This window comes from Streptomyces oryzae, from assembly GCF_017676365.1.
GTDB lineage: Bacteria > Actinomycetota > Actinomycetes > Streptomycetales > Streptomycetaceae > Streptomyces > Streptomyces oryzae.
Genome location: NZ_JADKMA010000057.1, coordinates 16,538 through 37,667, shown reverse-complemented (window position 1 = coordinate 37,667; position 21,130 = coordinate 16,538). Strand labels below are relative to the sequence as shown.

The window sequence follows — 21,130 nt, the reverse complement described above, 5'->3', positions numbered from 1 at the left end:
CCCTCCACCCCCAGGTCCTGGACCGCACCACCGCCACCGGCATCCGGGTGAGCTGCCGGGGGAGTGGTCGGCGCCGGAGGGGGTGGCCGGTGCGCCGTACGGAGGGTTCCGGGTTGCGGGGTGGCCGTGGTACGCGTGACATGGCGGTGACGGCATGTCGCCGCCTCCTCCGTCCGCCCGTACCCAAGGACCCCGGATGACACCTCTGCAACTGGTCTCCCGCCCGCTTCTCGGCGCGTTCTTCGTGAATGCGGGAGTGGGAACGCTGAGCAATCCCGAGCCCCCGGCCGGGATGGCGGCGCCCTTCCTGGACAAGCTGCGCGAGAAGGTCCCGCTGCCGGGCGACGATGTGAAGCTCGTACGGGTGAACGCCGCCGTGCAGGTGGTGGCCGGCGCCCTGCTCACCACGGGGCGCGCCCCGCGTACCGCCGCGCTGGCGCTGGCCGCCTCGCTGCTGCCCACCACCCTGGCCGGGCACCCGTTCTGGGAGGAGGAGGACCCGGGACAGCGCGCGGCCCAGCGGATCCACTTCGGCAAGAACACCGCCATCATGGGCGGTCTGCTCGCTGTCGTCAGCGACGCCAACCACCAGGCGGTCGCCCACGCGATGCGGAGCCGCTTCAAGAAGCACATCAAGGGTCACAAGGCGGCGCACTGCCCGGTGCACACCCGGCATGCCGCACGCGGTCACGGCCCCGGCCGCAAGGCGTAGCCCTGCACCACACGTCGTAGCCCCGCACAGGGCCGCGGGCTCAGGACCCCTTGAGGTGGTACTTGCAGCCCTGCGAGCTCTTGCCCCCGGCGTTCTCGTCCACCTTCTTGCCGTCGACCTTGAGGACGCACGGGGGGAAGACGAACTTCCCGTTGGCGCCCTTCACGGCCTGCGGCGTGACATACAGCTGTACGCCGGTCTTCAACTGGGCACCTTCGAGGGTGACTTCGGTCGTCTTCTTCCAGGGCAGCGTCGCCGTTCCGAAGTGGCTGGAGCCGGCTGCCCACCCGATCTGCGAGGAGCCGGTGCCCTGGACCTCCAGGGTCACCTCGTGGGTTTCGGGCGGCCCCGGCTTCTTCTTCGACTTCGCCGCCGACGCGGGTTTGTCGTCGCCTCCCCCGGAACCGACGCCGCAGCCGGCCAGCAGAACGCCCGCCATGACCAAGGCCACTCCCGAGACTGTCCTGCGCACCTTCTTCTCCTCCGCGTCGACGACCCAATACTTGCCGGGAATCCGACCGGTGAGCCTAGTGGGGCGGAAGCAGCGGGGTGGGGGAAACGAGCAGGAGACAGGCCGGAATCGCAAGACGGCATATGCCTGGTCCGGCGCGCTTCGCGCATACCCGGGCCGACGGCCGTCAGTTCGGCGCGCCGTCGTCCTCCACGGCCGGCATGAACGCGCGCAGCCACTGCTCGGACTGCGTGATGTGGGCCTCCGCCGCGGTGGAGGCCGCGCCCGGGTCCCGGTCCGCGATCGCGGTGGCCAGCGCCCGGTGGCCCTCGTTGCTCATGCGCCGTAGCTCCGGGCCCTCGGGGACGGTGAAGACCTGGTACTTGCGGGAGCGGGCGCGGAAGACCGACAGCAGCGAGGCCAGGGTGGGGTTCCCGCCGGCTCTGGTGATCTCGGCGTGGAAGATGTGGTCGAGCTCGGAGAACTTGGCGGGGTCGTCGGTGGCGTCGATGGCCTCGATGAGTGAGAAGAGCGTCCGGATCGTTTCCGGGGTGGCCCGCGCGGCCGCCTTGGCCGCTGCGTGGCTCTCCAGCACCCGCCGGATCTCGTAGACCTCCAGCAGTCCGGGCAGCGGCAGCAGCTCGAGCGTCAGCGAGAGGCTGCCTATCACGTCCTCGGGCCGGAGCTGGGAGACGTAGGTGCCGGAGCCGTGCCGCGGCTCGACCACCCCCAGGGCGGCGAGCATCCGCACCGCCTCGCGCAGGGGCCCTCGGGACACCCCCAGTTCCTCGCAGAGTTCGGCCTCGGCCGGGATGCGCTCGCCCGCGCCCAGACGTCCCGTAGCGATCATGTGCCGTAGGCCGTGGAACGCCTTGTCGACTGCGGACATCGGACTCCTCCCCTGACGGCCGGGATCTCGCCGGCCCTCGGTGCACTGTAGCGACCCACCGGAACGTCATCAGAAGTCTTGGGGGTAACGGTCACTATTCGTCTGATGAATCTTGATGAAGAGCCCTTGCCGGGGCGGGAACGACGTGCCAATATGCCGAGTCATCATACAAGTCCCAGGGGTGATCTGACGACCACCGCTCTCCGGGACGCCAAGATCCGGGTAGATACGGAGTCCCGTGAGCGAGACCGAGGTCACCACGGCGCCGCGCCCGCTGCTGCTGGCGGACGGCCGGCCGGCAGCCGACGCGTGGTCGCTCGACCCCGCCATGAAGCATCTGAACCACGGCTCGTTCGGCGCCGTCCCGCTGGTGGCGCAGGAGCAGCAGGCCGCGCTGCGGGCGGAGATGGACCGCTCGCCGGTGGTGTGGTTCCCGGCCCTGCCGGGGCGGGTCGCCGCCGCCCGGGCCGAACTCGCCGCCTTCCTCGACGTCGCGCCCGGCGACCTGGCCCTGGTGCCGAACGCGAGCGCCGGCGCCAGCTCCGTCTACGCCGCGATCCCCCGCCGCCGCGGCGGCGAGATCGTCGTGACCGACCACGGCTACGGCGCCGTGACCATGGGTGCCGAGCGGCTGGCCCGCCGCTGGGGCGGCCGGGTCCGCACCGCCCGGGTGCCGCTGGACGCGGATGAGGAGCAGGCGTACCAGGCCGTGGCAGTCGAGCTCTCCGCCGCCACCGACCTCGTCGTGGTGGACCAGATCACTTCGGCGACCGCGCGCCGGCTGCCGGTGGCGCGGATCGGCGCGGAGGCGCGCCAACGCGGTATCCCGCTGCTCGTGGACGGCGCGCACGCGCCCGGCCTGATCGACGCCCCGCTGGCCGGCGTCGCGTGCGACTTCTGGGTCGGCAACCTGCACAAGTGGGGCTGCGCGCCGCGCGGCACCGCCACGCTGGTGGCCCGTGGGCCACTGCGCGAACAGCTCCACCCGCTGATCGACTCGTGGGGTGCCGCGGAGCCGTTCCCCGACCGCTTCGATCACCAGGGGACGGTGGACGTCACCAGCTACCTCGCGGCGCCGGCCGCGCTCGACTTCGTGGGGCGCACCTGGGGCTGGCAGGCCGCACGCCGGTACATGGACGACCTTGCCGACTACGGCGCGCAGGTCATCGGCGCCGCGGTCGCCGAGCTGACCGGCGCCGACGCCGCGGTCGACGTCGGCATGCCGGTACCCGGTATGCGGCTGGTGCGGCTGCCCGACGGCCTGGCCGGTACCCGCGTCGAAGCCGACGCGCTGCGCGACCGCGCGGCCCAAGAGCTGGGCGTCGAGGTGGCGTTCACCAGCTTCGGCGGCGCCGGCTACCTCCGTCTCTCCGCCCACGTCTACAACACTCCGGCCGACTACGAATACTTCGCCGAGGTCTGCGTCCCTGCCCTCGGCGAGTGGGCCCGCGCGGCCCGCGAGCACCCGACAGAGAGGCCAGCACGATGAGAAGAAGGACGGCAGCCCTGGCCCTGGGCACCGCCGCCGCGATGGTCCTGACCAGCTGTTCAGCCATGAGCGGCGGCGACGGCGGGACGGTCACGGTCACCATGGTCGAGAGCCTGACGAACCCCACCCGCACGGACCTGCTGAAGGACCTCATAGCGGACTTCGAGAAGAAGAACCCGAAGATCAAGGTCAAACTGATCTCGCCGCCGACCGAGCAGGCCGACCAGAAGCTGCAGCAGATGCTCCAGTCCGGCACCGGTGTCGACGTGCTCGAGGTCCGTGACATCACCGTCGGCCCGTGGTCGACCAACGGCTGGCTCTACGACATGAAGAAGGACCTCAAGGGCTGGGACGGCAAGCAGGCCATGACGGAGAACGCCGTCAAGGCCTCTGAAGACGCCAAGGGCAGGACCTACTTCCTCCCCTACGGCTTCTACGGGCTGAGCCTCTTCTACCGCACCGACCTGATCAAGCAGGCCGGGTTCAGCAAGCCGCCGGCCACCTGGAAGGAGCTGCTGAAGCAGGCGTCGGCCATCCACGACCCGGCGAAGCGCCGGTACGGCTACGCTTTCCGCGGCGGCGAGAACGCCAACAGCAACGTCACCGCCGCGATCTCGGCGTACGTCGCCGACGAGATCGACCCCGACAACGGCTTCCGGCTCAAGGACGGCGGCAGCATCTTCTCCGCCCCTGCTGCGCAGGACGCGGTCGACACGTACTTCCAGCTGTTCAAGAAGGCCTCACCCAAGTCGTCCGTCTCCTGGGCCTATCCCGAGATGGTGGAGGGCTTCTCCAACGGCTCCACCGCCTTCCTGCTCCAGGACCCCGAGGTGATCGCCACCGTCCGGGAGTCCAAGGCGATCGGCGAGGACCAGTGGAGCACGGCCCCGCTGGTGAGGGGGCCGAGCGGCAAGACCGTCCAGCCGCTGGCCACCGCCGGCTGGGGCGTCGCGGACAGCAGCGGCCACAAGGCCGAGGCGGTGAAGCTGGTGAAGTTCCTCTCCCAGGGTGCGGCGTCGACGACCTTCACCAAGAAGAACAGCCTCGTGCCGATCCTGAAGTCGGCGAACGACGACAAGTTCTACAAGACCGGCCCCTGGTCGAGCTACCTGAAGATGACCGAGCAGCCGGAGAAGTACCAGGTTGTCACCCAGCCGCGCGGCGTCCCCTGGTGGACCGAGTGGGGGAAGAAGGCTGACGCCGATGTGCAGAAGGTGCTGCTCGGCAAGATGACCCCCAAGGAGCTGCTGGCCGAGTGGGACGCCTACTGGACCGAGAAGTGGGCGAAGGAGAAGTAGGCATGCCCATCGTGTCCCCGACCAGGCAACCGGCCCGGCCGCGGCCGGGCCGGTCCTCCCCCGCGAAGGGCGCCCCGCCTTCCGGCGGCCCGGCGACGAGCCGGCGCAGGCCGGAGTTCACCGCCAGGCGCGCGCTGACCATCGCCGCGTTCATGGCGCCGGCCGCGCTCTTCGTCGCCCTCTTCACGTACTACCCGATGATCGCCGGCAGCCAGATGGCGTTCCGCAACTGGAAGCTGACCGACCTGACCGACACCTCCTGGGTGGGCCTGAAGAACTTCCGGGACGTCTTCGCCGACCCGGCGTGGAGCACGGTGCTCGGCAACACCGCGGTGTGGGTGGTGGCCTCGATCGTGCCCCAGCTCGTCATCGGCTTCGCGCTCGCCCTCTGGCTGCGCCGGAAGTTCCGCTTCCGAGGGCTCTACCAGGCGCTCGTCTTCTTCCCCTGGGCGGTCTCCGGCTTCCTCATCGGCATCCTCTTCCGCTGGCTGTTCAACTCCGAGTTCGGCGTGGTCAACGACCTGCTGCAGAAGACCGGGCTCAGCGACGAGCCGATCGCCTGGCTGGCCGACCCGCACACCGCGATGGGCGCCGTCATCGTCGCCAACATCTGGTACGGGGTCACCTTCTTCACGATCATGATCCTGGCCGCGCTGCAGTCCATCCCGGACGAGCTGTACGAGGCGGCGGCGCTCGACGGCGCGGGCAAGGCGCGCACGCTGTTCCAGATCACCATCCCGTACATCCGCACCACCCTGGCGCTCACCGTGCTGCTGCGGATCATCTGGATCTTCAACTTCCCGGACCTGATCTTCGGTATGACCGGCGGCGGTCCGGACAACCAGACGCACATCGTGACCACTTGGATGATCCGCATCACTCAGCAGGGCGACTACGGCAGGGCCTCCGCGATCGGCCTGCTCATCGTCGCGTCGCTGCTCGTCTTCGCGGCGTTCTTCCTCTTGGCCACACGCGAGAAGAAGGGAGCGAGGCCATGATCGGCAAGGAGACCGCGGCCGGCCGGACCGTGAAGTTCGCCTTCCTGGGGCTGTGGCTGGTCTTCACGGTCTTCCCGCTCTACTGGATCACCATCACCTCGCTCAAAGCGCCCGGCGACATCTTCACCTTCCCGATCGCCTACTGGCCCGAGACGTTCTCGCTGGAGAACTACGAAGGCCTGTTCAGCAAGGCGGACTTCGGCACATACCTCGCCAACAGCCTGATCATCGCGGCCGTCGCGGGCGCCACGGCCACCGCGATCTCGATGCTCTCGGCGTATGTGCTCGCCCGGTTCGAGTTCCGGACCAAGAGCGCGCTGCTGATGGCTGCCCTGGTCACCCAGATGATCCCCGCCTTCATCGCGCTCGGGCCGCTGTACCTGCTGATGACCGACCTGAAGCTGGTCGACAACCGGCTCGGGCTCATCCTCGTCTACATCGCCGTGTGCATCCCGTTCTGCACGGTGATGCTCCGCGGCTTCTTCGCGAACGTCCCGGACGCGCTGGAGGAGGCCGCCATGATCGACGGCCTGTCCCGGTTCGGTGCGCTGTTCCGGGTGCTGCTGCCGGTGATGCGCCCGGGCATCGTCGCCGCGTTCATCTTCAACTTCGTCAACTGCTGGAACGAGCTGTTCCTGTCGGTGACGCTGATGAACAGCGACGAGAACAAGACCATCCCCACCGCCCTGAACGGCTTCATCTCCAGCTTCAACATCGACTGGGGCTCGATGTCCGCCGCGGCCGTGCTCACCATCGCCCCGACGATGGTGCTGTTCGCCTTCGCCAGCCGGCACATCGTCCAGGGCCTCACCTCCGGCGCGGTCAAGGGGTGAACCGCATGATCCTGGCCCACAAGAACCCGGCATTCTGAAGGGACCGCTCAGCCCCGCAGCGGACCGGCCGCCTCCAGGACGCGTTCCGCGGCGTGCACCGAGTCGACCAGGGGGTGGAGGGCGAGGGCGCGCAGCGCCGCGCGGTGGGAGTTGCCGGTGGCGCCCTCGATGGTGCTGCGCTCGACGGCCTTGAGCTGGAGCATCAGCCCCAGCTGGTCCGGGGCCACCGGGCCGGTGGCCAGCGGGCGGGCCCCGCCCGCGTCGACCAGGCACGGCACCTCCACCACGGCGTCGGGGTCGAGACCGGGCACGGCGCCGCGGCTGCGTACGTTGAGGATCAAGGTGGTGCGCTCGTTGCGCGCGATGGCCCGCATCAGCGCCAGCGCGACGCGGTCGTAGCCGCCGCCGTCCAGGTCGCAGCTGTCGCGCTGCCAGCCGCCCGACGCCTGGCGGCTCTCGGCCATGTACGTCTCCTCGCGTTCGCGGCGCGTCTCGTCCCAGGCCCGGAAGGCGCTGCCGGTGGCCTCGTCGCCGGACAGCTTCTCGTAGAAGCCCTGCTGCTGGCGGGCGAGGAACTCCCCGCGGGTGGCGTCCGCTTCGCGGATCGCGGTGAGGGCTTCGCGGTGGTGGTAGTAGTAGTGCAGATACTCGTTCGGCAGGGCCCCCAGCGCGCGCAGCCAGTCGGCGCCGAAGAGCTTGCCCTCCTCGAACGACTCCAGTGCCGCCGTGTCCCCCAGCAGCGCGGGCATCCGGTCGGTGCCGTCGACCACGATGCGGCGCAGCCAGCCGAGGTGGTTGAGGCCCACGTAGTCGTAGTCGGCGCGGTCCGGGTCGGCGCCGACGGCCCGCGCGGCGCGGCGGCAGAGGCCGACGGGCGAGTCGCAGATGCCGATGACGCGGTCGCCCAGCACCCGGCTCATCGCCTCGGTGACCATACCGGCCGGGTTGGTGAAGTTGATGACCCACGCCTGCGGGGCGAGCGCGGCGACGCGCTCGGCGATGTGCAGGGCCACCGGCACGGTGCGCAGCCCGTAGAGGACGCCGCCGGCGCCGACAGTCTCCTGGCCGAGCAGCCCTTGGGCCAGCGGGAGTTGTTCGTCGCGCACCCGCCCGGCGAGGCCGCCGACGCGGATGGCGCTGAAGACGAAGTCGGTGCCGGCCAGCGCCTCGTCCAGGTCCGTGGTGGTGCGTACGGCGGGCGCCGGGCCCGGGTGCCGCGCTGCCTGCTCGGCGAGGACGGCGCCGATGGCGTCGAGCCGGCCGGGATCGGTGTCGTGGAGGACGAGTTCGGTGCAGCGCCCTGCGGCGTCCGGTCCCTGGGCGTCCTGGAGCAGCGCCCGGTGGACGAGCGGAACGCGGAACCCGCCGCCGCCCAGCACGGTGAGCCGCATCCCGTCGCTGCCGGCCTGGCCGGTGGCGCCAGTCATTCCCGTCATACCTGAACTACCTCCACATCGGCCTCGCGGAACGTGGCGAGGGTGGCCGGGTCGGTCGCCTGGCCGGTGATCAGCATGTCGATGTCCTCGGCCTGGCAGACGCGGGCGCTGCCGGTGCCGGGGAACTTGCGCGGGGTGGCCAGCAGCACCGCCTGCCGGGCGGAGCCGAGCATGGCCCGTTTGACGGGGACCTCCACCTCGGTGGTGTCCAGCACCCGGCCGTCGGCCAGCACCCCGCTGGTGCCGAGGAAGACGCGGTCGGCGTAGATCTCCCGCAGCGCGGCCCGGGTCAGCTGGCCGACCAGGGAGCGGTAGTTGCGCCGTACTTCGCCGCCCAGCAGTACGAGGGACACCTCGTCGTCGGCGCGCAGTTCCTCGTAGACGGCGAGGCTGGAGGTGACGACGGTGATCTTCCGGCCGTGCAGCAGCCGCGCGAGCTGCAGGGTGGTGGTGCCGATGTCGAGCAGCACCGTCTCGCCGTTCCGGATCAGCTGGGCCGCACCCGCGGCGACGGCCTCCTTGGCCGGAAGGTCGTCCACCTCCTCCTCCGCGAAGGGCCTCTCGACCGGTTCGCGGGCGATGGCGCCGCCGTAGACCCGGCGCAGCCGCCCGGCACCGGAGAGGTCGGACACGTCGCGCCGCGCGGTGGCCTCGCTGACCTCGAGCCGCCGGGCGATCTCGACGACGGGCAGCACCCCCTCCTCGCGGAGGAGCCGCAGCAGCTTCTCGTGCCGGGTTTCACGCAACATGCTCCGCACCCTAGCGCGACTGAGCGACTTTGCGCGAGTGTGACCGACCTCTTGCAATCTGGCCCGGGAAGCGTGCAAGGTATCGCTCAAACCAGTCAACGAACAGCTAAGTTCTGGCCATACCTGAGAGGGGCGAGCGGCCTTGAGTACCACTGGGAGCGCCCAGCCGGCACCGACAGGAAGCCGGTTGGACCCGCTCGCCGCCCTCCGCTCGGACGGCGGCCCGAAGACCGATGTGTTCCTCACCGGCACGGTCTTCCTCGACATCGTCTTCACCGGCCTCGATCACGCCCCCGTGCGGGGCACCGAGACCTGGGCCCGCGGCATGGGCTCCAGCCCCGGCGGAGTGGCCAACATGGCGACAGCCCTGCGCAGGCTCGGACTGCGCACCGCACTCGCGGCAGCCTTCGGCGACGACATGTACGGCGACTACTGCTGGGAGGCGCTCTCCGCCAGCGAGGGCATCGACCTGGCCCCCTCGCACCGGGCGAAGGGCTGGCACTCGCCGGTCACCGTCTCGATGGCGTACGAGGGCGAGCGCACCATGGTCAGCCACGGCCACGAGGAGCCCAAGCCGTGCGTCAGCGTCGCCTCCCGGCCGCGGTCGCGGGCCTGCGTCACCTCGCTTTCTCCCGGCCGGGTGGGGGACTGGGTACGGCAGGCGCACTCCGAAGGCAGCCTGATCTTCGCCGACACCGGCTGGGACGAGACCGGCGCCTGGGACCCGGACACGCTGGCCGATCTGTCGCTGTGCCACGCCTTCCTGCCGAACGCCACCGAGGCCATGCACTACACCCGCACCGAAACCCCGGAGGCAGCCGTGCGGGCGCTGGCCGAACTGGTGCCCGTCGCGGTCGTGACCAAGGGCTCCGGAGGCGCGGTCGCGGTGGACGGGACGACCGGCGAGCACGCGGACGTGCCCGCGCTGGAGGTCGACGCTCTCGACCCCACCGGCGCCGGGGACGTGTTCATGGCCGGTTTCACCACCGGGACGCTGGCCGGCTGGCCGCTCGCCGACCGGCTGGCCTTCGCCAACCTGACCGCGGCGCTGTCCGTACAGCACTTCGGCGGTTCCCTCTCGGCCCCCGGCTGGAGCGAAGTGGCCGCCTGGTGGCAGTACGCGCGGCGGATCGGCGGGCAGAGCCAGGACGTGATGCGGCGGTATTCCTTCCTGGACGACCTGTTGCCCGGTGGCGGTGGGGAGTGGCCGCTGCGCGCCACCCCCACCATCGGCTTCCGCTCGTGAGAGGGCGCTCCGCGGGGAGGGCGGGCGCAGGAGCGTTTTCGGCTGCGGGTGCTTTGTGGTTGCTGGGGGCACCGCCCGGCCGAAGGTTGGGGGAGCAGTTCCCCGCGCCCCTTCGGGGCGCATCCGAACAAGGAGGGTGTAGGACGATGAAAGCGCACCGCCATCACAGGCGACTCAGAGCCCTCGGCACGTTGGGGGTTCTGCTGCTGGCCGCCGCCTGCGTGCCCGGGACCGACGGGTCCGGCGCGGCGGGCTCCCAGGGGGCTGCCGCGACTGCCATACCTGACCCCGGCAAGGCCGGAAAGGTCACCCTCACGGTGTGGGACCAGCAGACCCGGGGTGGCGCGAACGCCCAGGTCGAGCGGCTCAACAAGGAGTTCGAGAAGAAGTACCCCAACGTCACCATCAAGCGCGTGGCGCGCAGCTTCAACGACCTGAAGAAGACCCTCAAGCTCGCGCTGAGCGGCGACAACCCGCCCGACGTCGTACAGGCCAACCAGGGCTACTCCGACATGGTGGCCTTCGCCCGCGCCGGAATGCTCACCCCACTGGACAGCTACGCGGGCCTCTACAGCTGGAACACCCGCTTCCCGCAGACCCTGCTCAACCTCAACCGGGTCTCGCCCGACGGCAAGCAGTTCGGCACCGGCCAGCTGTACGGGATCTCCCAGGAGGGCGAGTACATCGGCGTCTACTACAACAAGAAGGTGCTGCGGAAGGCAGGCGTCAAGCCGCCGAAGACCTGGGAGGACCTCACCGGCGCGCTGCCGAAGCTGAAGAAGGCCGGCCAGCTCCCCGTCCAGTTCGGCAACCTCGACAAGTACCCCGCCATCCACACCTTCGGCGTCCTCCAGGGCCAGGCTGCGGGAAGTGCGGAGCCGGTCCGGGAGACGGTGTTCGGGCGTGGCGGCGGCTTCGACACGGACGCCACCCGCACCGCGGCCCGCACCCTCGCCGACTGGGCGAAGAAGGGCTACTTCCCCAAGGGCGCCAACGGCAAGGGGTACGACGACGCGGCCAAGCAGTTCGCCGACGGCAAGGGCGCCTTCCTGATCACCGGCACCTGGCAACTCGCCGACCTGCGTAAACCCATGGGTGACGACCTCGGCTTCATGCCACCGCCCCCGGCAGCCGGGCAGCAGCCGGTCACCACCGGCGGCGAGGGACTGCCCTGGTCCATCACCTCCAAGTCCGACCACCCGGAAGTCGCCGCGGCCTACCTGGACTTCCTCACGAGCGCACACGCCTCCAAGGTGATGACCGAGGAAGGCGTGCTGCCCATCGTGCCCGGCGAGGCCGCGAAGCAGCTCGACCCGGACGAGGCCGACGGCCAGATGTTCGCGGGCTGGCAGAGACTGAACGCCGCCGACGGGCTGGTGCCCTACCTCGACTACACCACTCCCACCTTCTACGACACCCTCTCCGCCGATCTCCAGGGCGTCCTCAGCGGCAAACTCGGTCCCGGCGAGCTCGCCACCCGCATGCAGAAGGAGTACGCGGACTTCCGCGCCCAGCAGCGCGCCGACGGCGAGGACGAGGAATGAGCGCGCACACGGGCACGGGGAGCCGAGGGAGTTCGGCCGCGCTGCGCCGCCTCGCGGCCCGCTACCGGCGGCAGGCTCCCGGTGAGCCCAGGGCGGTCGGTTATCTGTACGTGCTGCCCGCGCTCGCTGTCTTCGGGGTCTTCCTGCTGTGGCCGCTCGGCCAGACCGGCTGGCTGTCGCTGCTGCACTGGGACGGGCTGACCCGGGCGAGCTGGGCCGGTCTCGACAACTACCAGGACCTGCTCACCGACCCCGAGCTACGCGCCCCCTTCGCGCACGCCGCGGTACTGCTGCTCTTCTACGCCGTGCTGCCGGTGGCCATCGGGCTGCTGCTCACCGCGGCGCTGACCCGCTTCCGCATCCGCGGGATGACCTTCTACCGCACCGTGCTCTTTCTGCCGCAGGTGCTGGCCATGGTCGTAGTCGGTGTCGCCTGGCGTGCCGTACTGGCGCCCGACGGGCTGCTGAACGACACCCTCGGTGCCGTGGGTCTGGACGGTCTGGCCAGATCCTGGCTCGGCGACGACACCTGGGCGCTGCCCGCCGTCGGGGCCATCGGCACCTGGGTGGAGACCGGACTGTGTCTGGTGCTCTTCCTGGCCGGCGCCCAGCGGATCCCGCGCGAGCTGTACGAGGCGGCACGCATCGACGGTGCGGGCCCGGTGCGGGAGTTCTTCGCCGTCACCCTGCCGGGACTGCGCGCCGAGATCGCCGTCGCGCTCACGCTCACCATGGTGGCGGCGCTGCGCAACTTCGACCTCATCTACATCACCACCAGCGGTGGTCCTGGCAATGCCACCTCCGTGCCCGCGTACGAGGTCTACCGCCGCGCTTTCGAGAGCGGCGAGGTCGGCTCGGCGTCGGCCATGGGCATCACCCTCACCGCCGTGATCTTCGCGCTGACCATGGTGGTCACCAGGCTCGTGGAGGGCCGCAGACGATGAACACTTCCCGCACCGAACGCGGTGTCACCTACGGCATCCTCGGCCTGTTCGCGCTGATCGCCCTCACCCCGGTGGCCGGAATCCTCTCCACCGCGCTGTCCAGCCAGTCCTCGCTGGACACCGGCTTCGCGCTGCCGGACGGCCTCAACTGGGGCAACTTCGCCGACGCCTGGACCCGCGGCCACTTCGGCAGCTATCTGTTCAGCTCCGTACTGGTCGCCGTCGCCGTGGTGGCCGCCACCACGGTGCTGGCCACGCTGGCGGCCTACGCCTTCGGCACCATGCGCTTCCCCGGCTCCAACTGGCTGTTCTACCTGTTCGTCGTGGGTCTCACCCTGCCGCAGGAAGCGGTGATCGTCCCGCTCTACTTCGACCTGCGGCACTGGGGGCTGACCAACACCTACTGGGGGCTGATCCTGCCGCAGACCGCGCAGTCGCTCGCGTTCGGCGTCTTCTGGATGCGCACCTATTTCCGCAACACGCCGCGCTCCCTGCTGGAGGCGGCCCGCATCGACGGGGCGACCCACTGGTCGACGCTCACCCGCATCCTGGTGCCGATGGGGCGGCCCGCGTTCTCCACGCTGACGGTCATCGTCTTCATGTGGACCTGGAACGAGTTTCTGATGGCCCTGGTGATGGTGAGCGACGAGGCCCACCGGACGGTGCCGCTGGGCCTCGCCTTCTTCCAAGGGCAGCACTCCTCGGACACCGCCCTGCTGGCCGCCGCCGCGACGCTGATCGCGCTGCCGGTTGTGCTGGTCTACCTGGTGCTGCAACGCCGTTTCATCCAGGGCATGCTGACGGGCTCCGCCAAGGAGTGACGGGCGGGCGGCCCGCCTTGGAACTCCTGACAGAAGGGGCCGGTTCGTGCGTGGGCAGAGCGAGCGCGAAGGTGGATCACTACTCTGCACGAGTGCTCTCCTACGACGAGTTGACCTCACCGGAGCGTGAGTTGTGGGACGCGTTCCCCGAGGGACGCCGCGTGGACCTGCGCACGGGCGTGCCCGAGGAGGACCGTGTCGCCGAGGGTGGGCGGTGGGGCCCCGAGCGGACGGTGCGGGCCGCGGTGATCGTGGCGCTCCTCCTGGGCGCGAACACCGCGCAGCCGGGCGCCGTGGCGTGTCTGAGGCTCGCCGGGGCGCGGATATCCGGGCGCCTCAATCTGGCCGGCGCGCAGGTCGCTTACGCCCTCTGGCTCGAGGACTGCTGGTTCGAGGAGTCGGTGGACCTGCTCGGAGCCTCGACACAGACGGTCGTGATCACGGGCAGCCACGTACCGGGCATTGAAGCCTATGCGGCCTGCGTCGAGGGGACGCTCGACTTGCGGCGGTCGGTAGTGGAAAGCCTCGCTTCCTCGCCCTTCAACCACGTGAGCACCGCCCTGTCGCTGAGCGATGCCCGGGTGACCGGCGGCATGCTCCTCAACGGTGCTGAGATCAGTGCGCCCGGCGGGTGGGCCGTGGCCGCCGGCGGCCTGGTCATGGAAGGAGGCGTGACCTGCAGGGGCGGGTTTGTCGTGCGAGGTGAAGTACGGCTGCTGGGCGCGCAGTTGCCGGGCGGACTGTTCATGAAGGGTGCACAGCTGGTGAGCCCCGGCCCGCGCGGGGTGGCGCTCGCGCTGGACAACGCCGTGGCCTCGACGCTCGACTTCTCCGACGGGTTCATGGCGAACGGCACCGTACGGCTGCGGGGCACCCGGATCTCGGACAACCTGACCTTCGAGGGAGCCGTCCTGAACGGGCCGCCCGACGGGCGCAGCCCGTCCCTGGTCGCGCCTCGGATGCAGGCCGTCGACTTCGACTTCACCCTCGCCCAGTCTCCGTCCGGCAGCGTGGACCTGCGCGGCGCACAGGTGTCCAACCTCCACGACAGCGATCACAGCTGGCCGGACGTGGTGGAGCTGGACGGCTTCGTCTACGGCTCCATCAAGGTGGACGAGGGCGGCGAGCGCCGGGAAGCAGTGGGGCGGCGAGACTCCGTTGCGCGACGGGTGGCGTGGATCCGGCGCAGCCCCGGCTACGGCCCGCAGCCGTACGAGCAGTTGGCGAGCTGGTACCGGAAGGCCGGCCACGACGACGACGCCCGCCGCGTGCTCCTGGCCAAACAGCGCCATCGGCGCCGTACTCTGCCCGGGGCCGCGCGCATGTGGGGGCACCTGCTCGACGCGACCGTCGGTTACGGCTACCGCCCCTGGCTGGCCGGCGTCTGGCTCCTCGCACTGACCTTGCTGGGTACGCTGTCCTTCGGCACGCACTCCCCTGACCCGGTCAAACGAGGCGAAGGCGCACCGTTCCAACCCCTCGTCTACACACTCGACCTCCTGATCCCCATCGGCGGCCTGGGCCAGCGCACGGCCTGGTACTGGCCGAACGACGGCCTCCAGTGGCTGGCTTACCTGCTGATCGCCTTCGGCTGGGTGCTGACGACCGCCGTCATCGCGGGTGTCACCCGCGCCCTGCAGAAGAACTAGTGGCAGCAGAGCAGTCCGCATCCCAGAGTGAGGAAGGCTTCGTGGATGTCGGAGATGGCCAGTTCACGGCCTTGCGCAAAGCGCTTTAGTGCTTCATGGCGCTGACGAAGGTGGTCCAGGCCGCCGTTGAGAAGCGCAGCGGTGCTTGGTCGGTGTCCTTGCTGTCCCGTACAGGAACGGTGCCCTTTCGCTTGGCCGGCGCCCACTCAAGGCACTGCCCGCCGTTGCCGGCGCTGTAGCTGCTCTTGATCCACGATCCGTTGGTTGTGGTCATGGTGTGTGCTCTCCTATCACGCTCTGGGCCAAGCTGAGTCTGCTTATCGGCGTGCGGAGTGCTTCATGCTACCGACGAACGTGGTCCAGGCCGCCGTTGAGAAGCGCAGCGGTGCTCGGTCGGTGTTCTTGCTGTCCCGGACGGGGATGACGCCGGTCGCTGCCGAGGCGGGCATCCATTCGAGGCAGTTGCCGCCTTCGCCGCCGCTGTAGCTGCTCTTGAGCCAAGGTCCGTTGGTTGTGCTCATGGGCTGCGCTCTCCCATCACGCTACGAATCAAGTCCAATGACTGGCCCGGTGACAGCGCGTCTGCACGTAGCCGGTCGTACCTGTTGCGGGCATCTTTTACTCGTTCCGCAGAGTCAATCACACGTCCGATGCCTTGCCCTTCGGAGTACAGCACCGGAGGTTGAGCCATGGCTTCCGGGAAGTCCAACAGGGTGAAAGGGGAGGAGGCCGGGGGCGCACCCGCACTGAACGGCAGCACCTGAACCGTGACGGCCGGGTACTCCGCCATGGCTGTAAGGTGACGAAGCTGATCCCGCATCACCGCGTCTCCGCCTACCCTGCGCCGCAGGCTCGCTTCGTCCAGCACCAGCCACAGAAGCGGTGGACGATCACTCTCGTGCAGCTTGCGCCGTTCCATCCGCAGGTCAACTTTGGCAGCAGTCTGCTCAGGGGTGTCGAGCGGCTGTCCGGAGCGCAGCAGCGCGCGTGCGTACTCCCGGGTCTGTACGCCGCCGAAGATCAGGTTCGTGCTGTAGTCGCAGATTTCGGATGCCGCTTTCTCCAGCTCTACGAAGGGTGCGAACCAGTCGGGGTGGTCGACATCCATGAGCCGCCGTAACTGTTCGGCGAACAAGTCACCGGTACCGAACGCGACATCGCAGCCCTTCGCGAACTTCATCGACGGCGTGATGGTGCCCTTTTCGACCTTGCTGACATAGCCCTCGCTGTAACCGGTGGCGGTGCCCAAGTGTTTCTGTAGCAGTCCGCGCGCCTGCCTCACGCGCTTGACGTCTTCCCCGAACGAGGTAGGCGCCACTGGGTTCAAGTCACGGACCCGATTCCGCTTCCTTGCCACCTGCGAACAGCCTCTCTGTGTTTGGAACGGTCAGGCACAGGTCGTCGTTTGCTTGCGTCCTCGCGTTCAAGTGAGTCAAGAGTAGCGCCAGTTGTGTTGTTCTCACCAACAGCGCAACCAAGGAGGCGGGGCCATGCCCGACGAACGAGCAAGCATGAGCAGGGCGATGTACGCGGGGTGCCAGGACTGCGAATGGTTCCGGACGATGATCAGTCGGGCGCGAGGGGCGTGCGACGACAGGAGCGCCGCAGATCTGGAGGCGTTGCAGGGGCGGCACCTGCATCTCAGGCACAACCCCGACACCCGGCCCGGACTGCGCGGGCTTCCGGGCGGGTTGTGACATGTGGCAGGTCGGCGACACCGCGAGGGACGTGAAGAGTGGCCGCACCGGGGAGATCGTTCAGGTGACCGGACCGGCCCCGTACATTTACCGGTTGAGGGTCGTTACGGGTCCGGGCGAACCCCCGATCATGCTCTATCGCTATGCCCCCGAACTCCGCCGCGTGGCAGCCCCCGTCCCCCGACGCACTTGAGCCGGTCAGTTCAAGGCCGCAGCGACCGGGGAGAGGACCAGACGCCGCACCGTCTCCGCCTCCACGCGGGGGCGGGAGTAGACGAGAGGGAACGCCCCATCCGCGGCCCAGTCCTCGAAGAGATCCGCATAGTGGGGGGAGCGCGGGTCGCCGGACTGGCCGGGGGAGTTCATGGCGAGGGAGTTGTCCCAGGCGCCGACATCCACCACCATCCGGAAGCTCGCCCCGGCGTTCTGCCGGAAGTCGGGCAAGTACGCGGCGGCGCCCACCGTGTCGCCGCTCCCGCCACGGGGGAGGGGGCCGAGGCCGCACCAGCCGGGAGCCTCCGTCACTCCCTGGCGGGCCAGCAGCCGGGCCACTGGATGGTGCAGTTCAGCCCGGTGCAGGGCGCCCCAGGACCAGCCGTCCGGGTCCTCGCCCAGCAGTCCGGCGACGGCTGTCACGGCTGTACCGAGGCTGGTCAGGAGCAACTGCGCGCGCTCGCCGTCCGGATCGGGCGCACCCAAAAGCCGGAGTTCGACACGCGGGTCGCCCGAGTCACCCTCCACCGGCAACACCCGCGCCAGCGCCTCCTCCAGCCGCTCCGCCGGCACCAGCCCGCTCAGCGCCCGCCGCAGCAGCGCGGGCCGCAGATGCCGCCGGAACCACACCTCGAACAGCGCGGCGGCGGCCGAGTCGGCGCGCAGCTCGCCGTCCCAGCCGCGCAGCAGCGCCAGCCCTCTCCGCACCCGGGGGTCCGCGCTCCCCAGTCCGGACAGCAGCGGCAGCACGCGCCGCGCGGGAAGACTGACGTAGTCGGTCTGGAGCCGTACGCAGTCCTCGGCGGTCCAGTCGTGCCGCGCCGCGAGGGCTTCGGCGCACCGCTGGTAGCGGAAGGGCGCGTACCAGTCGTGGGTGACGGGCCGCTCGGTGTGCGGGTAGTCGGGCGGCAGATTGAGCTGGTTCGCGGTGGCGAACCAGCCCTGCTCGGGGGCGCGTTCGTGCGGCAGCTCGTCGGCGTCCAGGAAGCCGTTCCACTCGTAGCGCCCGTCGCCTGGCACCGGCAGCGTGCCGTCCCAGCCGCGCCGCCGCGGGACCCGTCCGGCCGGGCGCCAGCCGACCGTCCCGTCGGTCGCCGCGTACACCTGGTTCTCACCCGGAGCGCCCCAGCGGCGCATCGCCGCGAGGAACGCCTCCGGGCTCTCGGCGCCCATATAGCCGGCGCTGCCCAGATACGGCGCCATCCCGGGGCCCAGCCAGGCGGCCCGGACAGCGAACGCGGCCCGCCTTTCCGGGCGTTCGCGGATGACCGGCCCGTGCCGGGTGAACCACATCCGGGCCCGCACCGGCTCCGCGTCCCGGACGGGGATCTCCTCGGTCACGCACGTCATCGGCTCCCAGCCGTCCCCGTACGCGTAGGAGTGCGGGTCACCGGGCCGGGTGCGGTAGACGTAGAGGTCCTCCTGGTCGATCGGGAAGATCGTCAACCCGAACGCGATCCGGCCGTTGTGCCCGATGGAGACCCCCGGCAGTGCCGGTTCGCCGGCGCCGATCACGTCAAGCCCGGGCGCGGACAGATGGGCGAGGTAGCGGAGCGAGGGGAGGGTGACGGCGCGGTGCGGGTCGTTGGCCAGCAGGGGCCGCCCGGTGGCGGTGCGGGAGGGCGCCAGCACCCAGTTGTTGCTGCCGTCCAGGCCCTGGCGGGGCGGGGTGCCGGTGTCCCAGGGCGGGACGGTGGCCAGGTCGTAGACGCGGAGCACGTCGTCGGGGATGACCTCAAGGTCCAGGCCCTCGGGGACGCGGAGTCGGTGGCCCTCTGGCTCGCGGGCCTTGCGCAGCTCCTCCACCTCGGGGCCGAAGTCGCGGAGCGTGCGGGCCCGGGCCACCTCCTCGCGCACGTTGTAGAAGAGGCCGTGTGTGCGGATGCGGGCCAGGTCGTCGTGGTGCCAGTACGACGGCGTATGGCCGAGCGTGGCGAACTCCGGCGGGAGGGAACCGGCCGCGAGCGCGTGCGCCACATACGCGTTGAGCCCCGCGACGAAGGAGCGTGCCATCTCCTCCGTCCCGGGCCCGTACGCGGCCCACTCCTCGGCCATCTCGCCCCGGTACAGGAACAGCCGGGCCGCCCCGTCGTGCTCGACGTACTGCTCGCCGAACACCTCGGCCAGCAGCCCCAGACCGCGCCGCCGCCACAGGTCGAGCTGGAAGAGCCGCTCGCGGGCCGCGTTGAAGCCCTGTGCCAGGAAGAGGTCGGCCCGGGAGGCGGCGTACAGATGCGGTAGGCCCCAGCGGTCCACCAGGATCTCGACGGGCCGCTCCAGCCCGGGGACCTCGTACCTGGTCACGTCCACGCTCGTGCCTCCTCGGGGGTCACGCCGGTTCTTGCTCCGGCGACGGGGTCTGCCGTGCCGGCGCCGTGACGGGCGTGGACGGCCGGGCGTAGGTGAGTGCGGCGGCCACCAGCAGATTGGCCGCGAGCCCCAGGACGCCGCCGTTGATCCCGTGCCAGGGGTCGTTGTCCGTCCACCACAGCAGCAGTACCACTCCGGTGCCGGTCAGCATGCCCGCGACGCCCGCCACGGCGGTCAGCCGCCGCCAGAAGAGCGCGAACAGTGCGAGCGGCACCAGCTGGGCCAGCCCTTCGTAGGAGATGACCGACAGTTTCACCAGGGTGTTCGGGAGGAAGAGCGCGCCCAGCAGGGCCACGAGCCCGGCCACGAAGCACACCAGCTGGGACAGCCGCTTGATCCGTACGTCGTCGGCGCTGCCCGGGCGCGAGCCCGCGGCGCGGCTGCGCGGGTCGGAGCCGTTGCCGCCGCCGAGCAGCGTACGGCCGCACAGCGTGCCGATGGCCAGCATGAACACGCTCATCGGCACGATGGCCGACAGCGCACCCGCCACCCCGATCACCGCGACGACGGGCGACGGCAGCGAGTCGGTCACCAGCCGGAACAGCGCCAGGTCCGGGTTGTCCAGCGTGGGCAGCGCGAACAGCGCGACGGCGCCGACCATCATCGGGATGAACAGCAGCAGTTGGTACCAGGGCAGCAGCAGCGCGTTGCGGCGCAGCGCGTTGGGGCTCTTGGCGCTGAGGTAACCGGCCACCGTGGTGGGGAAGATGGAGATCGTCACGGCGTTCAGCAGCAGCGTGGAGACGAACCAGGTGCCGTTCAGCCCGCCCGACTCATGGCCGGGGAAGGTCAGCCACTGCGGCTTCTCCTCGACCATCCGCGTCATGAAGTCCCCGTATCCGTCAAGGTAGTGCAGCGGCACCCACACCGCGAGGAACACCACAGCCACGATGACGAGCACGTCCTTCAGCACGCTCACCCACGCCGAGCCGCGCAGCCCGGAGACGAGGATGAACGCCTCGGCGACGACGAAGGAGATCACGGCGGCGACATGCAGATCGACGCTGCCGTACGTCATCGCGTTCACCACCACCCCCATGCCCTGGATCTGCACCTGCACGTAGGGAACGATGAAAACGGTCGCCGTGACGGCCACCAATATCCCCACCGGCCGGGAGCGGAACCGGTGTTCGGCCATGTCGGCTATGGACAGCAGCCGGTGCCGGCTCGCGTACGTCCACAGCGCCGGGCCCACCACGTACGCCACCGCGAAGCCGGTCGTCAGATAGGCGACGAGGTAGAGGATCGGCACGCCCATCGAGTACGACCAGCCTGCCGTGCCCAGGAACGAGAAGCTGGTGTAGGTCTCGCCCGCCATCAGCAGCCAGATGAACAGCACGCCCAGGCCCCGGCTGGAGACCGACCACTCGGCCATGCCCTTGTCCCGCCCCCGGGCGCTGAGCACCCCGATGGCGAGGGTCGCCGCCATGGCGAGGCCGAAGATCGTCGTGGCGATCGCCGCTGATCCGCTCATCGCGCGCCCTCCTGGTCGTCGACGGGAAGAGGTTCGAGGGCGCCCTCTTTGAAGGCGGGGTCGAGCCGCGAGACCAGCCAGATGATGAGCGGGCTGACGACCGTCGCGGCGACGATCCAGAACAGCAGGAACGGCAGCCCCGCGATGCGGGGTTCGATGCGGTTGGCCACGAGAGGGGCCGCGCAGTACAGGACGGCCGGGATGAGCAGGAGCCACAGCGCCGGGCGCCTGGCTCTGGTACGGGGGAGCCCGGCGAGGGGGTCCTCGCCCGGGGCAGGGTGGTGCTCGGACATCGCGGGGTGCTCCTCGGGGGAAGG

Annotated in this window: 20 protein-coding genes; 10 read left to right on the top strand and 10 right to left on the bottom strand. The window is 70.1% G+C overall.

Annotated features, from left to right (window positions below):
- Positions 1–196 precede the first annotated feature (196 nt).
- On the top strand, positions 197–712 hold the full coding sequence (locus tag ITI46_RS13570) for a DoxX family protein (protein WP_209239775.1): 516 nt from the start codon (positions 197–199) through the stop codon (positions 710–712).
- Positions 713–752: 40 nt separating this feature from the next.
- Here ITI46_RS13570 and ITI46_RS13565 read toward each other — a convergent pair whose 3' ends face one another.
- Together ITI46_RS13565 and ITI46_RS13560 are read right to left on the bottom strand one after the other, a co-directional pair.
- The gene (locus tag ITI46_RS13565) at positions 753–1,184 is read right to left on the bottom strand and encodes a hypothetical protein (protein ID WP_209239774.1); all 432 of its coding nucleotides are present in this window, start codon (positions 1,182–1,184) and stop codon (positions 753–755) included.
- 166 nt (positions 1,185–1,350) lie between these two features.
- The gene (locus tag ITI46_RS13560) at positions 1,351–2,052 is read right to left on the bottom strand and encodes a FadR/GntR family transcriptional regulator (protein ID WP_209239773.1); all 702 of its coding nucleotides are present in this window, start codon (positions 2,050–2,052) and stop codon (positions 1,351–1,353) included.
- A 238-nt stretch (positions 2,053–2,290) separates the two neighbouring features.
- On the opposite strand from ITI46_RS13560, the gene ITI46_RS13555 reads away from it, so the two are divergent.
- From ITI46_RS13555 to ITI46_RS13540, 4 genes are read left to right on the top strand one after another with little or no spacing between them, the layout of a single operon-like run.
- A complete protein-coding gene (locus ITI46_RS13555) occupies positions 2,291–3,541 on the top strand; it encodes an aminotransferase class V-fold PLP-dependent enzyme (protein WP_209239772.1) in 1,251 nt (416 codons plus the stop codon).
- Positions 3,538–4,839, top strand: a complete 1,302-nt coding sequence (locus ITI46_RS13550; RefSeq protein WP_209239771.1) for an ABC transporter substrate-binding protein — start codon at positions 3,538–3,540, stop codon at positions 4,837–4,839. The genes ITI46_RS13555 and ITI46_RS13550 overlap by 4 nt, the downstream gene beginning before the upstream one ends.
- Before the next feature lie 2 nt (positions 4,840–4,841).
- Positions 4,842–5,837: a carbohydrate ABC transporter permease gene (locus ITI46_RS13545; protein WP_209239770.1), complete on the top strand. Its 996-nt coding sequence runs from the start codon at positions 4,842–4,844 to the stop codon at positions 5,835–5,837.
- Complete coding sequence (locus ITI46_RS13540) at positions 5,834–6,670, top strand: carbohydrate ABC transporter permease (RefSeq protein ID WP_209239769.1); 837 nt, start codon at positions 5,834–5,836, stop codon at positions 6,668–6,670. Before ITI46_RS13545 ends, ITI46_RS13540 begins: the two co-directional genes overlap by 4 nt.
- Positions 6,671–6,717: 47 nt before the next feature.
- On the opposite strand, the gene ITI46_RS13535 is transcribed toward ITI46_RS13540, so the two are convergent.
- Entirely contained in the window at positions 6,718–8,061 is a 1,344-nt protein-coding gene (locus ITI46_RS13535) for a 6-phospho-beta-glucosidase (RefSeq protein ID WP_209239779.1), read from the bottom strand.
- Between the two features lie 41 nt (positions 8,062–8,102).
- Complete coding sequence (locus ITI46_RS13530) at positions 8,103–8,855, bottom strand: DeoR/GlpR family DNA-binding transcription regulator (protein ID WP_209239768.1); 753 nt, start codon at positions 8,853–8,855, stop codon at positions 8,103–8,105.
- A gap of 187 nt (positions 8,856–9,042) precedes the next feature.
- Here ITI46_RS13530 and ITI46_RS13525 point away from each other — a divergent pair, with 187 nt between their 5' ends.
- The 5 genes from ITI46_RS13525 to ITI46_RS13505 all read left to right on the top strand — a co-directional run bounded on the left by ITI46_RS13525 (position 9,043) and on the right by ITI46_RS13505 (position 15,059).
- Positions 9,043–10,101 carry a carbohydrate kinase family protein gene (locus tag ITI46_RS13525; protein WP_247745931.1) on the top strand — a complete coding sequence of 353 codons (1,059 nt, stop codon included), beginning with the start codon at positions 9,043–9,045 and terminating at the stop codon, positions 10,099–10,101.
- A gap of 146 nt (positions 10,102–10,247) precedes the next feature.
- The gene (locus ITI46_RS13520; protein ID WP_209239766.1) at positions 10,248–11,645 is read left to right on the top strand and encodes an ABC transporter substrate-binding protein; all 1,398 of its coding nucleotides are present in this window, start codon (positions 10,248–10,250) and stop codon (positions 11,643–11,645) included.
- A complete protein-coding gene (locus ITI46_RS13515; protein WP_209239765.1) occupies positions 11,642–12,589 on the top strand; it encodes a carbohydrate ABC transporter permease in 948 nt (315 codons plus the stop codon). Before ITI46_RS13520 ends, ITI46_RS13515 begins: the two co-directional genes overlap by 4 nt.
- The gene (locus ITI46_RS13510; RefSeq protein WP_209239764.1) at positions 12,586–13,410 is read left to right on the top strand and encodes a carbohydrate ABC transporter permease; all 825 of its coding nucleotides are present in this window, start codon (positions 12,586–12,588) and stop codon (positions 13,408–13,410) included. The genes ITI46_RS13515 and ITI46_RS13510 overlap by 4 nt, the downstream gene beginning before the upstream one ends.
- A 92-nt stretch (positions 13,411–13,502) precedes the next feature.
- Positions 13,503–15,059: an oxidoreductase gene (locus ITI46_RS13505; protein WP_209239778.1), complete on the top strand. Its 1,557-nt coding sequence runs from the start codon at positions 13,503–13,505 to the stop codon at positions 15,057–15,059.
- Between the two features lie 85 nt (positions 15,060–15,144).
- Here the strand turns inward: ITI46_RS13505 and ITI46_RS13500 are convergent, their stop codons facing one another.
- The 6 genes from ITI46_RS13500 to ITI46_RS13475 form a co-directional block, all read right to left on the bottom strand.
- The gene (locus ITI46_RS13500) at positions 15,145–15,333 is read right to left on the bottom strand and encodes a DUF397 domain-containing protein (RefSeq protein WP_209239763.1); all 189 of its coding nucleotides are present in this window, start codon (positions 15,331–15,333) and stop codon (positions 15,145–15,147) included.
- Positions 15,334–15,376: 43 nt separating this feature from the next.
- Positions 15,377–15,580 (bottom strand): DUF397 domain-containing protein, encoded by a 204-nt coding sequence (locus ITI46_RS13495; RefSeq protein ID WP_209239762.1) that lies wholly within the window; start codon positions 15,578–15,580, stop codon positions 15,377–15,379.
- Positions 15,577–16,377, bottom strand: coding sequence for a helix-turn-helix domain-containing protein (locus tag ITI46_RS13490; RefSeq protein ID WP_307808162.1), 801 nt, complete (start codon positions 16,375–16,377; stop codon positions 15,577–15,579). Before ITI46_RS13490 ends, ITI46_RS13495 begins: the two co-directional genes overlap by 4 nt.
- A gap of 577 nt (positions 16,378–16,954) precedes the next feature.
- The gene (locus ITI46_RS13485) at positions 16,955–19,279 is read right to left on the bottom strand and encodes a penicillin acylase family protein (RefSeq protein ID WP_209239760.1); all 2,325 of its coding nucleotides are present in this window, start codon (positions 19,277–19,279) and stop codon (positions 16,955–16,957) included.
- Positions 19,280–19,298: 19 nt separating this feature from the next.
- On the bottom strand, positions 19,299–20,813 hold the full coding sequence (locus ITI46_RS13480; RefSeq protein ID WP_209239759.1) for a sodium:solute symporter family protein: 1,515 nt from the start codon (positions 20,811–20,813) through the stop codon (positions 19,299–19,301).
- Positions 20,810–21,106 carry a DUF3311 domain-containing protein gene (locus ITI46_RS13475; protein WP_209239758.1) on the bottom strand — a complete coding sequence of 99 codons (297 nt, stop codon included), beginning with the start codon at positions 21,104–21,106 and terminating at the stop codon, positions 20,810–20,812. Before ITI46_RS13475 ends, ITI46_RS13480 begins: the two co-directional genes overlap by 4 nt.
- Positions 21,107–21,130: the final 24 nt, after the last annotated feature.

What these genes read in the sequence shown, in the direction of transcription:
- ITI46_RS13535 (WP_209239779.1), bottom strand. Translation starts at nt 8,061, where the DNA reads ATGCGGCTCACCGTGCTGGGCGGCGGCGGGTTCCGCGTTCCGCTCGTC.
- ITI46_RS13560 (WP_209239773.1), bottom strand. Translation starts at nt 2,052, where the DNA reads ATGTCCGCAGTCGACAAGGCGTTCCACGGCCTACGGCACATGATCGCT.
- ITI46_RS13495 (WP_209239762.1), bottom strand. Translation starts at nt 15,580, where the DNA reads ATGAGCACAACCAACGGACCTTGGCTCAAGAGCAGCTACAGCGGCGGC.
- ITI46_RS13480 (WP_209239759.1), bottom strand. Translation starts at nt 20,813, where the DNA reads ATGAGCGGATCAGCGGCGATCGCCACGACGATCTTCGGCCTCGCCATG.
- ITI46_RS13530 (WP_209239768.1), bottom strand. Translation starts at nt 8,855, where the DNA reads ATGTTGCGTGAAACCCGGCACGAGAAGCTGCTGCGGCTCCTCCGCGAG.
- ITI46_RS13545 (WP_209239770.1), top strand. Translation starts at nt 4,842, where the DNA reads ATGCCCATCGTGTCCCCGACCAGGCAACCGGCCCGGCCGCGGCCGGGC.
- ITI46_RS13475 (WP_209239758.1), bottom strand. Translation starts at nt 21,106, where the DNA reads ATGTCCGAGCACCACCCTGCCCCGGGCGAGGACCCCCTCGCCGGGCTC.
- ITI46_RS13510 (WP_209239764.1), top strand. Translation starts at nt 12,586, where the DNA reads ATGAACACTTCCCGCACCGAACGCGGTGTCACCTACGGCATCCTCGGC.
- ITI46_RS13515 (WP_209239765.1), top strand. Translation starts at nt 11,642, where the DNA reads ATGAGCGCGCACACGGGCACGGGGAGCCGAGGGAGTTCGGCCGCGCTG.
- ITI46_RS13550 (WP_209239771.1), top strand. Translation starts at nt 3,538, where the DNA reads ATGAGAAGAAGGACGGCAGCCCTGGCCCTGGGCACCGCCGCCGCGATG.
- ITI46_RS13570 (WP_209239775.1), top strand. Translation starts at nt 197, where the DNA reads ATGACACCTCTGCAACTGGTCTCCCGCCCGCTTCTCGGCGCGTTCTTC.
- ITI46_RS13540 (WP_209239769.1), top strand. Translation starts at nt 5,834, where the DNA reads ATGATCGGCAAGGAGACCGCGGCCGGCCGGACCGTGAAGTTCGCCTTC.
- ITI46_RS13500 (WP_209239763.1), bottom strand. Translation starts at nt 15,333, where the DNA reads ATGACCACAACCAACGGATCGTGGATCAAGAGCAGCTACAGCGCCGGC.
- ITI46_RS13520 (WP_209239766.1), top strand. Translation starts at nt 10,248, where the DNA reads ATGAAAGCGCACCGCCATCACAGGCGACTCAGAGCCCTCGGCACGTTG.